This is a genomic window from Breznakia blatticola (assembly GCF_004365815.1).
Classification (GTDB): Bacteria; Bacillota_I; Bacilli_A; order Erysipelotrichales; family Erysipelotrichaceae; genus Breznakia; species Breznakia blatticola.
The window spans coordinates 1-14710 of the sequence record NZ_SODD01000016.1; the positions used below are offsets into that span (position 1 = coordinate 1).

The 14710-nt window shown below is 34.9% G+C and carries 13 protein-coding genes; all 13 read left to right on the plus strand.

Annotated features, from left to right (window positions below):
• Window positions 1–103 precede the first annotated feature (103 nt).
• The 13 genes from mscL (at window position 104) to feoB (ending at window position 14710) form a co-directional block, all read left to right on the plus strand.
• Window positions 104–496 carry a large conductance mechanosensitive channel protein MscL gene (gene mscL, locus EDD63_RS05725; protein ID WP_134169387.1) on the plus strand — a complete coding sequence of 131 codons (393 nt, stop codon included), beginning with the start codon at window positions 104–106 and terminating at the stop codon, window positions 494–496.
• 302 nt (window positions 497–798) lie between these two features.
• Window positions 799–2157 (plus strand): NlpC/P60 family protein, encoded by a 1359-nt coding sequence (locus EDD63_RS05730; RefSeq protein ID WP_243833741.1) that lies wholly within the window; start codon window positions 799–801, stop codon window positions 2155–2157.
• Between the two features lie 105 nt (window positions 2158–2262).
• Window positions 2263–3543, plus strand: coding sequence for a UDP-N-acetylglucosamine 1-carboxyvinyltransferase (locus EDD63_RS05735; protein WP_134169389.1), 1281 nt, complete (start codon window positions 2263–2265; stop codon window positions 3541–3543).
• Window positions 3544–3629: 86 nt separating this feature from the next.
• On the plus strand, window positions 3630–3833 hold the full coding sequence (gene rpmE, locus EDD63_RS05740) for a 50S ribosomal protein L31 (RefSeq protein ID WP_067422584.1): 204 nt from the start codon (window positions 3630–3632) through the stop codon (window positions 3831–3833).
• Between the two features lie 80 nt (window positions 3834–3913).
• Complete coding sequence (prfA, locus tag EDD63_RS05745) at window positions 3914–4987, plus strand: peptide chain release factor 1 (RefSeq protein WP_134169391.1); 1074 nt, start codon at window positions 3914–3916, stop codon at window positions 4985–4987.
• Window positions 4987–5835 carry a peptide chain release factor N(5)-glutamine methyltransferase gene (prmC, locus tag EDD63_RS05750; protein WP_134169393.1) on the plus strand — a complete coding sequence of 283 codons (849 nt, stop codon included), beginning with the start codon at window positions 4987–4989 and terminating at the stop codon, window positions 5833–5835. The genes prfA and prmC overlap by 1 nt, the downstream gene beginning before the upstream one ends.
• 9 nt (window positions 5836–5844) lie before the next feature.
• The gene (locus tag EDD63_RS05755) at window positions 5845–6273 is read left to right on the plus strand and encodes a hypothetical protein (RefSeq protein WP_134169395.1); all 429 of its coding nucleotides are present in this window, start codon (window positions 5845–5847) and stop codon (window positions 6271–6273) included.
• Window positions 6274–6580: 307 nt separating this feature from the next.
• The gene (locus EDD63_RS05760; protein WP_134169397.1) at window positions 6581–10234 is read left to right on the plus strand and encodes a Cna B-type domain-containing protein; all 3654 of its coding nucleotides are present in this window, start codon (window positions 6581–6583) and stop codon (window positions 10232–10234) included.
• A gap of 69 nt (window positions 10235–10303) precedes the next feature.
• Complete coding sequence (locus EDD63_RS05765; RefSeq protein ID WP_134169399.1) at window positions 10304–10486, plus strand: hypothetical protein; 183 nt, start codon at window positions 10304–10306, stop codon at window positions 10484–10486.
• A gap of 142 nt (window positions 10487–10628) precedes the next feature.
• Entirely contained in the window at window positions 10629–11933 is a 1305-nt protein-coding gene (locus EDD63_RS05770) for an RNA polymerase sigma factor (protein WP_134169401.1), read from the plus strand.
• Between the two features lie 270 nt (window positions 11934–12203).
• The gene (locus EDD63_RS05775) at window positions 12204–12416 is read left to right on the plus strand and encodes a FeoA family protein (protein ID WP_166667560.1); all 213 of its coding nucleotides are present in this window, start codon (window positions 12204–12206) and stop codon (window positions 12414–12416) included.
• 17 nt (window positions 12417–12433) lie between these two features.
• Window positions 12434–12652 carry a FeoA family protein gene (locus EDD63_RS05780; protein WP_134169405.1) on the plus strand — a complete coding sequence of 73 codons (219 nt, stop codon included), beginning with the start codon at window positions 12434–12436 and terminating at the stop codon, window positions 12650–12652.
• A 3-nt stretch (window positions 12653–12655) separates the two neighbouring features.
• Window positions 12656–14710, plus strand: a complete 2055-nt coding sequence (gene feoB, locus EDD63_RS05785; protein WP_134169407.1) for a ferrous iron transport protein B — start codon at window positions 12656–12658, stop codon at window positions 14708–14710.

Below are 14710 nucleotides of genomic sequence, written 5' to 3' on the forward strand. Positions count from 1 at the left end.
AACCATAATCAACCATGGTTTAAATACGGTTGATAGAAAGGAAAGGTATGCTGTAGATGACTGTTACATGAGTCATTTATAATATACCAGGAGAGAATCGTATATGAGAAATTTTTTAAAGGATTTTAAAGCGTTTGCGATGCGTGGAAATATGATCGATATGGCTGTTGGGGTTGTTATTGGGGGTGCTTTTAGTACCATCATCAATTCCATTGTTAATGATTTGATTATGCCATTCATTGCATTGTTAACAGATTCAAGTGAACTTGCAGCAGCATCACTTAAAATCGGTGAACGTGGAGGAGAACCAGTATTATTAAATTACGGAGCATTTATTCAAAATGTAATTAACTTTTTGATTATTGCATTCTGTATCTTTGTGGTGATTCGTATTATCGGACGTTTCCAAAAGAAAGAAGAAGCTGCAGTTACAAAAAGTGATGAAGTGGTATTGCTTGAACAAATCCGTGATGCTCTTGTACAAAAAGAAAGTTAAGCTAAATGGTGAAATACTCACCATTTTTTTTGTGGGTTTATGTAAAATAAGGCAAGATGCTATATCATATACTACCTAATTTATATATACGAAACAGGAAATTATACCAATTTCACTAAAAATGCCCGAAAATCGTGTTTATTTCCTAATTACTTTATGTTATATAACTAATATTTTTTCTTTGTAAGTGTCAAAAACCCTTTATTCATGGGCTTTTAGATAAATTTGTGAAACTTTGGGATACGCTTATTTTTAGGTTGCCTTATGTTATTATTACAAAGACGAAAACGAGAGGTGACTCAATGGATTTACAGAAAACACTTATTAAGATTAAAGAATTAGAAAACAAGGGTCTTGAGAATTTAAAACTTGGGATCACATATATAAAAGAAGAAGGGATTCCAACATTTGTTGCATTTGCAAAAAACATGGCAGCAAAGTTCAATCGCTTAAGTGGTACAGAAATTGCGAAAGTAAAATCGTTATTTCAAGAACATGTACACTTTAACTTCAAACACTTTGTAGGAACAACAGCTACAGCAACAGTTGTATTCGCATTAACATTTACCGTAACAGGATTCAGTCGTGTAAAAGTAAATGCAGAAGTATTAGCAAAACCAACAGAAGCTATTGCTTACAACAACAAAGTAGTTAGCGTAAACTATGGTGATGATTCAGCAATCCTAGATATGGTAAAAGATATCGTTGCTGATGAAAACGAAACTGTGTATGGTGTAAAACCAATTACAGTGGAACCAACAAAATCAACTTACGAGATTGGTAACTTTATTGTTGATATCAACAAGCCACAAGCAAGAGAGTTAAAAGAAACACAAATTGAAGTAAAAGTTGAACCTAAAGAAGTATATGCAACAGATTTACAAGGTATTGAAGTTGCTTCAGATAAAGATACTGATTTAAAAAATGCTAATGTAGCACGTACGTACACATTTGATGTAGATATGGTTGATACACAAGCACCAACAATTGCACTTACGACAACGCATGTTGATGTATTAGATACAGACAACTTTGATCCTAAGGAATATGTTGCTAGAGTGTATGACAACTATGATGAAACAGTAAACTACACAGTAACTGGATCAATTGATGCAAATGATGAAGATCTTTACATTGATGGGGATTACACATTTACATACACTGCTGTAGATACACACGGAAATAAAACAGAATCAAAATTAGTTGCAACAGTAACTGAAGATGAAGAAGCTGCAGAAGCTAGACGTGAAGCTGAATTAGAAGAAGAACGTCAAGCAGCAATCGAAAGCGGAGACTACAACCGTGCTTCTGAAATTGCACAAAGTGCACCTTCATATGCTGGGGGAAGCGCAATTGCATCAGCTGCACTTGCTCAACTAGGTGTTGCACAAGACTGTACAGCACTTGCATCTAACGCGCTTGCAGCAGTAGGGATTTACTTCCACGGTTGGCCAGCAGAATACATGAGTTTAGGAACGATTGTATCAGCTAGTGAAGCACAACCAGGTGACTTAATTTACTACGATAACGCTGGAGCTGGAGTACCACATATCGCTGTTTACATCGGAAACGGACAAGCTGTTCACGGTGGATACATGGGAAGTACAGTAATTGCTAGTGCATACATGGGGTCAGGACCTGTATTCATTCGCATCGGATAAAAAATCTAACAACAGATCTTCGGGTTTGTTGTTTTTTTCTTATTGCTTCCCAATTTTTATAAAATGAATTATAATGGTAGGGCGACTAAGGAGTTGAATGTATAAATGAAAGAAATTATTCGAATTGAAGGTGGCCATAACTTAACTGGTCATGTAAAAATATCAGGCTCAAAAAATGCAACGGTTGCACTGATTCCGGCAGCGATTTTAGCAGATGAACCAGTGACAATTGTAGGTGTTCCAAATATAAGTGATGTTAAATCACTAAAAATATTATTAGAAGAACTTGGTGTCAATGTTCTTATTAAAGGAGAAAATGGAAATCATTTAATCATTGATCCTTCAAATATGGAAAATAAACCAATGAATAGCGATACGGTGACAAAACTACGTGCATCGTATTACTTCATGGGAGTTCTACTTGCAAAATACAAACGTGTCGAAATTAAAATGCCAGGAGGATGTTATTTAGGTCCTCGACCTATCGATTTGCATTTAAAAGGATTTGAAACGCTTGGGGCAAAAGTAAACTATGAAGGTGGAAGTTACATTATTGAAGCAGATGAACTTGTTGGAGATAAAATCTTCCTTGATGTTTCAAGTGTAGGAGCAACGATCAATATTATGTGTGCTGCTGTATTCGCAAAAGGAAAAACAACGATTGAGAATGCCGCAAAAGAACCAGAAATTATTGATATTGCAACCTTATTAAATAAGATGGGTGCACAAATTCGTGGAATGGGAACCAATGTGATCACAATTACAGGAGTTGATACACTGCATGGATGTTTCCACGAAATTATTCCAGACCGCATTGAAGCAGCTACGTACTTAACATTGGCTGCAACTGCAGGAAATGACATTACAATTGAAAACGTAATTCCACAACATTTAGAAGGACTTATTTCTAAGTTGGATGATATTGGTGTAAATATGGAAGTCAACGTGGATTCAATTTTGGTCAAAGGACGTAATGAAGTGCTTAAGCCTGTAGATATTAAGACCGCACCATATCCAGGGTTTGCAACAGATATGCAACAACCGCTAACGACACTTCTAACGCAATGTGATGGACAAAGTGTTGTTACTGAAACGATTTATACAGAACGTTTCAAACACTGTCATGAATTGAATAAGATGGGTGCAGACATTGATGTGCGTACGCCAAGCTCATTTATTAATGGACCAACAAAATTATCTGGAACAAGTGTTACTGCAACGGATTTACGTTGTGGAGCAAGTTTGATTATTGCTGGTTTAATAGCATCAGGAACAACAGAAATCGATGAGATTTATCACATTGAACGTGGTTACGAAAATATTGTAGGTAAGCTAAAAAGCTTAGGTGCAAAGATTGAAAAAGTAACGATTGATTCAGACAATTAAGTATTGCATTCTGGCAAAAATGTGGTAATATAATATAGCAACTTACTTTGAGTTCGCATAGAACTTAAGGCGGAAGGAGAGAAGATATGAAAAAAGGAATTCACCCAGAATACCACAAAATCACTGTTAAATGTTCAACATGTGGAACGGAATATGCTGTGGGATCTACTGCTAAAGAATTAAAAGTAGATACTTGTTCACACTGTCACCCATTCTACACAGGAAGACAACGTTTCGCTGCTGCGCAAGGACGTATCGAGAAATTTAACAAGAAATACGGAGTTAAATAGAAAAGCAAAGGAAACTTTGCTTTTTTTCTAGTCTTGATAGCAATATGCTATAATATAAAATGATATAGGAGAAAAACAATATGAGTGCAATGACAGAACGTTTAGATGGAATGATCGATCGCTACAATGAACTTAGTGAATTGATGATGAGTCCTGAAGTGCTTGCTGATAATCGTCGTATGGCTAAACTTGGAAAAGAACAAGCTGCGATGACACAAGCTGTAGAGACTTACCAAGAATATAAAAAAGTCGTACAAGGAATTGAAGATGCGACTGCTTTAATGGAAGAACATGATCCTGAAGTTAAAGAAATGGCAAAAATGGAATTAGATGAATTACAACCACGTAAACAAGAATTACTTGATCGTCTAGAAATTTTATTGATTCCAAAAGATCCTGCAGATCAAAATAATGCAATTATGGAAATTCGTGGAGCTGCTGGAGGAGATGAAGGAAATATCTTTGCTGGTGATTTATACCGCATGTATTCAAAATATGCAGAAAGCAAAGGTTGGAAAATGGAAGTACTTGAAGCGCAAGAAAGTGAAGCAGGTGGATTTACCCGTATCGCTTTTATGGTGAAAGGTGCGGAAGTATATGGACACTTAAAGTTTGAAAGTGGAAGTCACAGGGTACAACGTGTACCAAAGACTGAAACACAAGGGCGTGTACATACATCAACTGCAACAGTACTAGTTGACCCAGAAATCGAAGAAGATGAAATTGATATTAATCCAAATGATTTGGAAATCGATACAATGCGAGCAAGTGGAGCCGGAGGACAACACGTCAATAAAACGGATTCCGCAGTTCGTATTACCCACATTCCAACAGGAATTACAGTAAAATGTCAAGATGGTCGTAGTCAACATGCGAACCGTGAAACTGCATTAACGCAAATTCGTTCAAAAGTATATAGCGAAATGAAACGTCGTGAAGAAGAAGAACGTCATGCAGAAAGAAAAAGTAAACTTGGTACGGGAGACCGTAGTGAGAAAATCCGTACATATAACTATCCACAAAACCGTGTAACTGATCACCGTATTGGTTTAACACTTCAACAATTGGATCGTATCATGGAAGGGAAATTGGATGATATTATCGTTGCCTTACTTGAACAAGATCAACAGGATAAACTTGCTGGTAACGCATAATGTTGTATCGTGAAGCCTTACGCAGAGCACAACAACTTTGCATTGATGCAGGTGTTGGTGAACAAGCACCATTATTCTTATTATTAGAACTTGCGAATTTAGAATCGCATAATTTATATGCGGAATTTGATCAAGAAATGGATGATGCTCTTGTGGATGCATATTATAAAAAAGTAGACCGTCTACTTGCACATGAACCATTAGATCATATTCTAGGATATTCTTATTTTTATGGATTCAAGTTTTTAGTAAATGAGGATGTACTTATTCCACGTCCAGAAACTGAAGAATTGGTTGCAAATGTACTAGCAAGTTATGATGAATTCTTTGCTGGACAAGAAGTGGAGGCTATCGATGTTGGCTGTGGAAGTGGAGCAATTGCAATCGCTGTAGCTCTTGAAGAAAAAAATATCCACATGCAAGCAAGTGATATTAGTGAACATGCAATTGCTGTGGCAAAAGAAAATGCAAAAAACTTAGAAGCAAATGTTACTTTCAAGGTTGGAGATATGTTACAACCATTTATTGAAAGCAGCCATAAAGTAGATATCTTAATTAGCAATCCTCCTTATATTCCTCAAGATGAGAAAATGGAAGATAGTGTCGTTGATTTTGAGCCACATGTTGCTTTATTTGGTGGAAGTGATGGCTTGCATTTCTATAAAGAAATTTTTAAACATGCACATAAAGTCATTAAAGAGAAAAGCTTTTTAGCTTTTGAGATTGGCTATAACCAAAAAGATGCATTATTAAAAGAAGCTGATATATATTTCCCAAATGATAAAAAAGAAGTACTAAAAGATCTTAACGGAAAAGATCGTATGTTATTTATTTACCATAACGTATAAGGAGTAGCGATGAAAAAACTACTAGTTATTATTGCGATGTGTCTTATGATGGTCGCATGTGATAGTGATGAATCAGAAATGGTTTGTACATATAAAAAAGATGATGATAAAGGAAAGATTGTCGTTCGGTATGAAGATGATAAAATCCATTATCTACACTTTTCGTCTGAGCAATATATCGAAGATGATGTTCTTGATGAAGTTGGTGAGAAAGATTTTGCTGATTACTGGAAGCAAAATGTTGAGTCCTTCCACAAAGAAGGGATTAGTGCTGAAGGTACATATGATGGGAAAACACGTATGGGATATATTGAGTTAGAATTAAATTTAGATCAACTTAAGGAACGTAATTATAGTGATTTTTATTTAACGGAAAATCTATCATTGAAGAGTTTTAAAAAACGAGTAGAAGATCAACTCGACTATACATGTAAATAATACTTATAGACACCATGAACTAGGAAATCTATCTAGAAAATGGTGTTTTTTTAATGTCAAAACGCACCGAATTTACACAAATCAAATATTAAGTGAAAAAAATGTAATTAATTCAAGATTTTTTTGAAGATTTTATATAATGTTCAAGTCTATGAAGGTGAAAGGTTCAACGGAACCTTTTCAACTTCACATACACACACAAAATTGGAGTTGAAAAGCAATCCATCAATATCCCTGGATTGCTTTTTCTTGCCTTTTTATATGTGTATGGAAATAGAATAAATTATGTGTGTTATAAGGAGAAAAAATGAAAAAGATTGCAAAATTACTATTAGTTTTTTGCATGTTTCTTGGTGTGCTAGGATTCACTGGAGAAACACTTGCAGCAACTAATAAAGAAATTCCTACGGAAGACTTTGTGACAGGTGGACAGTTGACAGATTTAAATGGTGTCGTAAAAGAGTGGTTTGGTTATTATGATGCATTGCTTGTGCGTTATGATTTCAACTTTGCTGATGCATATGAAGTAAACAGTGGAGATACACTAACAATTCAACTACCAAATGAGCTTAGTGTAGGCAATATGACATTTGATTTAAAAGCGACGGATGCTTTAAATGAAGAAGCAACAATCGGAACCGCAACTGTAAATAAAACAGATAAAACGATTACGATTACCTTCAATGATTACTTTGAAGCAAAAACTGGTCGTAGTGGATACTTTTACATTGGTGCATATTGGGATAGAGATGTCATAGATGAATTGACAAAATATGAACTTCAATTTGTAAAAGATGGCGAAACACAAACCGTAAATGTTGGTAAGAAAAGTACGGTTGATCGAAATGAAATGCTTGCAAAATGGGGAAGTCAGGATTCTGAAGATCCGACAATTATTAACTGGACTGCAAGAATTAATGTAGCAGGAGCAGATATTCCTAATGCAGTATTTGTTGATGATATTATGGATAATCATGAATTGATTGCTGGATTAGAAGGAAATACGTATGTACGAGTTGATATTGGAAAAATTGATTGGGATGAAAAAAATAATCCTACAGAAACAATGCTTGGATACTATACATCTTCTACTACACCTGAAAGATTTACATTTCATGCGAATAATAAAGGATTTACTGTAGAACTTGGAGATTTAATAAGAGGAGCATCAACTGCGCTTCCTGATTCTGCAATTGCTACAGATGAAAATCGACTAGAAGCAAAGCAAACTGGATTGAGTTTGTATGTGAGATACAAAACACGTATTACAGAAGAACATCCAGATGGAATGTACCTAAATAAAGGGACATTGCAAGGAACAGGATATGAAGATGAATCTCATATCGTATTTGAACCAAAACTAATCCATGGTGGGGCTGGAATTGGAACAGCAACGACAACGGTAAAAGTATTAAAAGAGTGGGAACACTTAGGAAATACAGTACAACCAACATCGATTGAAGTTGAGTTATATCAATCAGTAGATGGTTCACAACCAACGAAAGTTACTGGGAAAAATCCTGTAACTTTAAGTGCAACGAATAATTGGTATGGAGAATGGACGAAACTTCCATTAGCCGATACAAACGGAAAAGAAATTACGTATTCTGTAAAAGAAGTGGAAGTACCTGCCGGATACACTTCAGAAACCATCACAAATTCATATAATGATTTTACAATTCGAAATACATACATCCCAAAAACTTCAGTACATGTAGAAAAAGTTTGGGAAGGTGATGCAACGCATAGTGTTTTACGTCCTACATCTGTTGATGTTGTATTGATTAAAACAGTAAATGGACAAAATGAAGAATACAAAACGGTAACATTAACTTCAGATACGAATGGTAAATGGCAACACACTTGGGTAGATTTACCTGTTTATGAAGGAAACGAAACAATTGTATACACAGTTGAAGAGAGAAATCTTACAAGTTTATATACCGGTGTAGTAACAAAAAACTCTGAGAATGACTTTACGATCACAAATACATTCGTAATGCCAAAAACTAGTTTTACTGTAAATAAGGCATGGTTCCAAGATGCTGTGGGAAATAGACCGGCTAGTATCGAAGTAGAATTGTATACAACAGATGGAGCAAAAGAAACTATCATCGATACAGTGACACTATATGCAACATCAGGTTGGACATATACATGGACAGATTTGGACTACTATATAAATGGAAAAGATGCTGCATACTTTGTAAGAGAGAAAACAGTTCCAACAAACTATACATCTGAAGTAGTAGAAGACAGTAAAAATAACTGGACGATTAATAATACCTTTGATATGCCTAAGACAAGTGTCAGTGTAAATAAAGAATGGGTTGGAGGAGTTGAAGGAAACCGCCCAACAAGTATTGATGTCGAATTAATTGCTACAGTTGGAACGACAAGCACAGTAAAAGATACTGTCACTTTAGATAAGAATATAAATTGGGAGTATACATGGACAAATTTAGATGCACTATCAGGTGCTGATGAAATTGTCTATACTGTAAGAGAAAAAACAGTTCCGACAAACTATACATCTAAAGTTACAGAAAATAATACAAATGACTTTACGATTACAAATACGTTTGTAATGCCAAAAACAGATGTATCAGTTAATAAACTATGGATAAATGACAATGATGCTGTACGTCCATCAAGTGTTCAAGTGCAGTTAATAACAACGATAAATGGACAATCAACATGTTCAATCCCTGAAACATTAGATAAAGACAACAATTGGTCATTTACGTGGAGAGATTTACCAATGTTAGATGGAACAGACGAAATTACATATACAGTAGAAGAAGTTGGTGTTCCTGCGCATTATACAGATGCTGTGATTATAAACGGACCAAATGATTACACAATCACGAACACATTTGAAATGCCAAAAACGGATGTAACAGTAGATAAAGAATGGATAAACGACTATGCGGCAATTCGTCCAGATAGTGTAGAAGTAGAATTAGTAGCTACAGTAAATGGAGTAGAAAGTGTAGTTGAAACAGTTGAACTAGATGAAAGTGTAAACTGGACAAAAACATGGACAAACTTAGACTTACTTTCAGGAGCAGATGCGATTACATACAGTGTAAGAGAAATCAATATTCCTCAATACTACACAGATGCAGTAATTACAAACGGACCAAATGATTACACAATCACAAATACATTTGAAATGCCAAAGATAGATGTAACAGTGGATAAAGAATGGCTAAATGACTATGCAGCAATTCGTCCAGATAGTGTAGAAGTAGAATTGGTAGCTACAATAAATGGAGTAGAAAGTGTAGTTGAAACAGTTGAACTAGATGAAAGTGTGAACTGGACAAAAACATGGACAAACTTAGATTTACTTTCAGGAGCAGATGCAATTACATACAGTGTAAGAGAAATCAATGTTCCTCAGTATTACACAGATGCAGTAATTACAAATAAGTCAAATGATTATACGATTACAAATACATTTGAAATGCCAAAAACAAGTGTGACAGTAGATAAAAAATGGTCAAACGATAATGCGTCAGTACGTCCAGACAGTGTAAATGTTCGATTAGTGATGAATAAAGATGGAGAGATTACATACTCTGATATCGTAATTTTAAGTGAATCAAACAAATGGACATATACATGGAATAATCTAGACGTATTAGCGTTAGATAAAGAAATTGTATATACAGTAGAAGAAGTAGACGTACCTAAAAACTATACATCTTCCGTAACAACAAATGATACAAACGATTACACAATCACAAATACATATGAAACACCTAAAGAAGATCCAAAACCAGAAACACCTGGAACTTCAAATCCTTCAAAGGCTCCGGAAAAGGAATTGATTATCAATCCAAGTAAATCCGTAGATACAGGTGATACAACATCATCAACACCTTTAGTTGCAATGGTGTACTTAAGTGGAATCGCAATTCTTTCTTTGTTGTTAAGAAGAAGAAAAAAAGCATAAAGATGTAAACAAATAGGACGATTCACGTCCTATTTGTGTTTATAAGTTCAAATGTATAGGGTGGAGATTATGGAAAACGATGATAGGAAGAAGATAGTGCAAAATAGACGAAAAAATGAATTAACAAGAAATGAATTATCTGATGAGATATTGCGTTTTGTGCTGAAAACTTGGGGGAGTCAAGAAACAATGAATACAACACAAAAAGATGATATGTATAAGCGTATCTGTAAATATCTTTCAGTGAAGTAAAGTTGATCAATTCTTTGTGTTTAAATATGTGTATATAAATGCACAAATTTTTCTATGGAGATAATTGACGAATGATATGAAAATGAAAGATAATGGATAAGGTAATTAAGAGACATAGCAAGGTCTATGTGTGAAGGTGTGTATGAAAGATAAAGAGAAATTAGTAAATATAATTGATCAAGCAAAACAAGGGAACCAAGAAGCATTTAAACAACTCTATGATGAATATGTAGATAATGTATATTTCACAGCATGGAATTATTTACACAATGAAAATAGTGCGCGTGATGTAGTGCAAGATGTTTTTATTCGCGTGCATAAAAATCTACAAAAACTAGAAAATCCAGCGGCATTTTATACGTGGATTAAGCGAATTACATTAAATGTATGTTACGACTATGATCAAAAAAGAGAACCATATGTAGATTTGGGTGATGAAATGACAGTTGAAGATTTCGAAGACATTTCGCAAAAAGATGCAAAAGAAATCATAGAAAATAAAGAACTTCAAAAGACAATTTATGATAGTATTCAATCACTAAAGCCTGCACTTCGAACAGTAGGTGTACTTCGTTATTATGACCAACTATCAGTATCTGAGATATCAGAAATATTAAGTATTCCAGAAGGAACAGTTCACTCGCGGTTGTATCATATGAAAAATAAGTTGAAAACGATTTTGGAAAATCAAGGAATCTCTGCGAAAACGATTCCTGGTTTTGTATTAACTCCATCATTATTCAATATTGTGTATGAGACAATGGCTGCAAGTGTACAAACACCAGTAGTTCAAAACGCCAGTATTGGCGTAGGAAGTGCTGTAGTTGCTGCAAAAGGGGCATCCATGGCTTTCTCGACGAAGGCTGCAATTGCAGCGGTGGTTGGTGTTGCTGGTATTGCAGGTGTAGTTTACTTAAACCAACAAGAACCAACACCAGTAAAGTTGGAACAAAAAGCTCCTGCTACAGCAATCGAACAAGCGAAAATTGAATCGATTGAATACCCTAAAGATTGGACAAAAAAAGCATTTGAGCTACATGTTAAAACAACAAATGACGCATATGATGAAATACTAGTTGATGGAGATTCATCATTAATGATTCATGAAAATGGAGAATATGCAGTAACTTTAATGTTAGATGGAAAACAAATCGATGAGCGTATTGTGAGTATTGACTCATTTGATTTTGAAAGTCCAGATGTAGAAAACTATTCCATTGCAAATACAACATATACGATTCAATTAAAAGATAATGCATCAAAAGTAAATTATGGAAGTTTACGTTATTATGAAAATGATGAACTTGTACAAAAGGATATGCAAATTGATTATGAGACAAATACCATTATCGTGAATTGTGATTTTGAGGTAGTCGGAAAACTATATATTCAAGATTATGCAGGTAATGAGTTAGAATTGATTTTACAAGATAAAGTATCAGAATAGAAAAAAGCATGCCATCGCATGCTTTTTAGTTATGTCTCTTGATTTCTTAAAAGGATCGCATAAGAAATAATTGGGTAAGATTGTCATAAAGGAGTCCCAGACATACAAGTTAGTCATAACTAACTATCCACATAATACACGATATAAAAGTATGTGTCAACTGATATGTTCTAAAAAGTTTTATCTTGAGTTAGAAATAGTTAACAAATCATTGACAAGGAGGTTAACCAGTGCTAACATTACAATGAAAAATAAGAAAGGATGATACATATGCCATTAATTATCGCACCATTAGGAAAATCAGTAAAAGTATTAAAATACTCTTTAGATGAGGGTTCAGAAAAACGTTTGCGTGATTTAGGTTTAGTTCCTGGATGTGAAATCGCTGTTGTTCAAGAAAGTGGCGGAGATTTAATCATCCAAGTGAAAGATGCAAGAATTGCATTGAATAAAAGTTTAGCAAGAAAGATCTTTGTTGCGTAAGCTGTGGGAGGAATACTATGAATTTAAAAGATGTAAAACCTGGAGAAACAGTCACTGTCACTAAGGTAAATGGAGCAGGACCGATTCGCCGTCGTATATTTGATATGGGAATCACCCCAAATACAGAAATTTATGTACGTAAAGTTGCACCATTAGGAGACCCTATTGAAATAACATTACGTGGATATGAATTATCATTACGTAAAGCAGAAGCTCAAGAAATCGAGGTTAAGTAGGATATGAAGATTGCATTAGTTGGAAATCCAAACAGTGGGAAAACAACACTATTTAACGAATTAACTGGTTCAACTGCCAAAGTTGGAAACTGGGCAGGAGTTACGGTTGATAAAAAAGAAGGAACCTATAAAAAAGCGAAAACACCGATGGACATTATTGACCTTCCAGGTGTTTATTCTTTGTCTCCATATACATTAGAGGAAGTAATTGCACGTGATTATATTGTAAATGAGCAACCAGATGCAATTATCAATATTGTTGATGCAACAAACTTAGAAAGAAACTTGTATTTAACAACACAAATCTTAGAAACCGATATCCCTGTAGTTATCGCTCTAAACATGATGGATGTTGTAAAAAAGACAAAAGATGAAATCAACACGAAAGCAATTGAACAAAAACTGGGTGTGCCTGTTATTGAAATCAGTGCACTTCGTGGAGAAAATATTCATGAGCTGATGAATGTAGTTGCTGCACTAGCAAAAAAACGTGAACCACTTGATATTTTTAGTGGAACACAACTAGAAAGTTCATATCGTTCACTTGTTGATTTATTTACAAAACACAATGTAAAACAACCATGTTTTACGGCAAGCAAAGTGTTAGAAAATGATGAGAAGATTTTATCGTTTGATGAAGTAAAAGCTTTGCAAGCTGAAATTGAAAAGATTACAACATTAACTGAAGATAACGAAGCATTAATGGCAGATATTCGTTATGGGTATATTGATGAACAATTACGTAGTGCGATTAAAAAATCAAAAGTACTTGGAGAAATGAGCACATCCGATAAAATTGATAAGGTACTAACAAACCGTATTGTGGGACTTCCAATATTTGCACTAATTATGTTTTTGATTTTCCACTGTACGTTTTCAGAAAACTTCTTAGGACTTGGTATTGCTTCACCTGGGGTATATATTCAAGGGCTAACTGAAATTCCAATTGAATGGATATCTGATGGACTAACTGGATTACTTGATTCACTAGGTGCATCTGCATGGGTATATGGATTAGTCATTCAAGGGATTGTTGCTGGAGTTGGTGGTGTATTATCGTTTATTCCACAAATTCTATTAATCTTCTTATTCCTATCATTCTTAGAAGATAGTGGATATATGGCACGTGTCGTATTTATTATGGACCGAATTCTACGTCGCTTTGGTTTATCAGGAAAAGCATTCTTACCATTATTAACTGGGTTTGGATGTTCTGTGCCAGCAATTATGGGTGCTCGTACATTAGAAGGTGAAAAGGAACGAAAACTTACGATGTTACTAGTTCCATATATGTCTTGTGGGGCAAAGGCACCAATTTGGGCAATCTTTGCAGCTGCAGTATTTCCGAATCATGCAGATATTATGACTTTTGGAATATATTTCTTAGGAATCTTTGTTGCTGTGATTTCTGCAGTTCTACTTAAACGTCTTGTATTTAAAGGAGAAACAACACCGTTTGTTATGGAAATGCCAACCTATCATTGGCCACGGTTTAAAAACTTAATGCTACGTTTGTGGGATAAATTAAAAGGATATATTACACGTGCAGGAACCGTAATTCTTGCAAGTACAATTGTTCTTTGGTTTTTAGGTAACTTTGATTTCTCCTTACAAATGGTGGAAGCAAACTCAGATACAAGTATCTTAGGAGTAGTTGCTGATTCTATTACATTTATCTTTAGACCATTAGGATTTGCAAGTGGAAGTGCTGGATGGAAAGCAGTAGTTGCCATTCTAACAGGACTTGTTGCTAAAGAAGCGGTCGTTTCAACAATGGGAGTTCTTTACACAGGAATGGAAAGTGAAGAAGAATTCTTGGGAGAAGATGAAGCAACAACATCTCTTGTCGCAACAATTGGACAAACCTTTACGCCACTTGCTGCCATCTCATTTATGGCATTTAACTTATTAAGTATTCCATGTATGGCTGCAGTTGCTGCTTTACGTGCAGAAATGAATGATCGTAAGTTATTTATATTTACGATGACATATTGGGTTGTGATTGCTTGGATTGTTTCATTCTTAATCTACAACGTGGGAAGCCTACTGGGGTTCTAG

Bases quoted from the DNA above. Each gene is read 5' to 3' on its own strand.
- mscL (WP_134169387.1), top strand. From the start codon at position 104: ATGAGAAATTTTTTAAAGGATTTTAAAGCGTTTGCGATGCGTGGAAAT.
- EDD63_RS05730 (WP_243833741.1), top strand. From the start codon at position 799: ATGGATTTACAGAAAACACTTATTAAGATTAAAGAATTAGAAAACAAG.
- EDD63_RS05735 (WP_134169389.1), top strand. From the start codon at position 2,263: ATGAAAGAAATTATTCGAATTGAAGGTGGCCATAACTTAACTGGTCAT.
- rpmE (WP_067422584.1), top strand. From the start codon at position 3,630: ATGAAAAAAGGAATTCACCCAGAATACCACAAAATCACTGTTAAATGT.
- prfA (WP_134169391.1), top strand. From the start codon at position 3,914: ATGAGTGCAATGACAGAACGTTTAGATGGAATGATCGATCGCTACAAT.
- prmC (WP_134169393.1), top strand. From the start codon at position 4,987: ATGTTGTATCGTGAAGCCTTACGCAGAGCACAACAACTTTGCATTGAT.
- EDD63_RS05755 (WP_134169395.1), top strand. From the start codon at position 5,845: ATGAAAAAACTACTAGTTATTATTGCGATGTGTCTTATGATGGTCGCA.
- EDD63_RS05760 (WP_134169397.1), top strand. From the start codon at position 6,581: ATGAAAAAGATTGCAAAATTACTATTAGTTTTTTGCATGTTTCTTGGT.
- EDD63_RS05765 (WP_134169399.1), top strand. From the start codon at position 10,304: ATGGAAAACGATGATAGGAAGAAGATAGTGCAAAATAGACGAAAAAAT.
- EDD63_RS05770 (WP_134169401.1), top strand. From the start codon at position 10,629: ATGAAAGATAAAGAGAAATTAGTAAATATAATTGATCAAGCAAAACAA.
- EDD63_RS05775 (WP_166667560.1), top strand. From the start codon at position 12,204: ATGCCATTAATTATCGCACCATTAGGAAAATCAGTAAAAGTATTAAAA.
- EDD63_RS05780 (WP_134169405.1), top strand. From the start codon at position 12,434: ATGAATTTAAAAGATGTAAAACCTGGAGAAACAGTCACTGTCACTAAG.
- feoB (WP_134169407.1), top strand. From the start codon at position 12,656: ATGAAGATTGCATTAGTTGGAAATCCAAACAGTGGGAAAACAACACTA.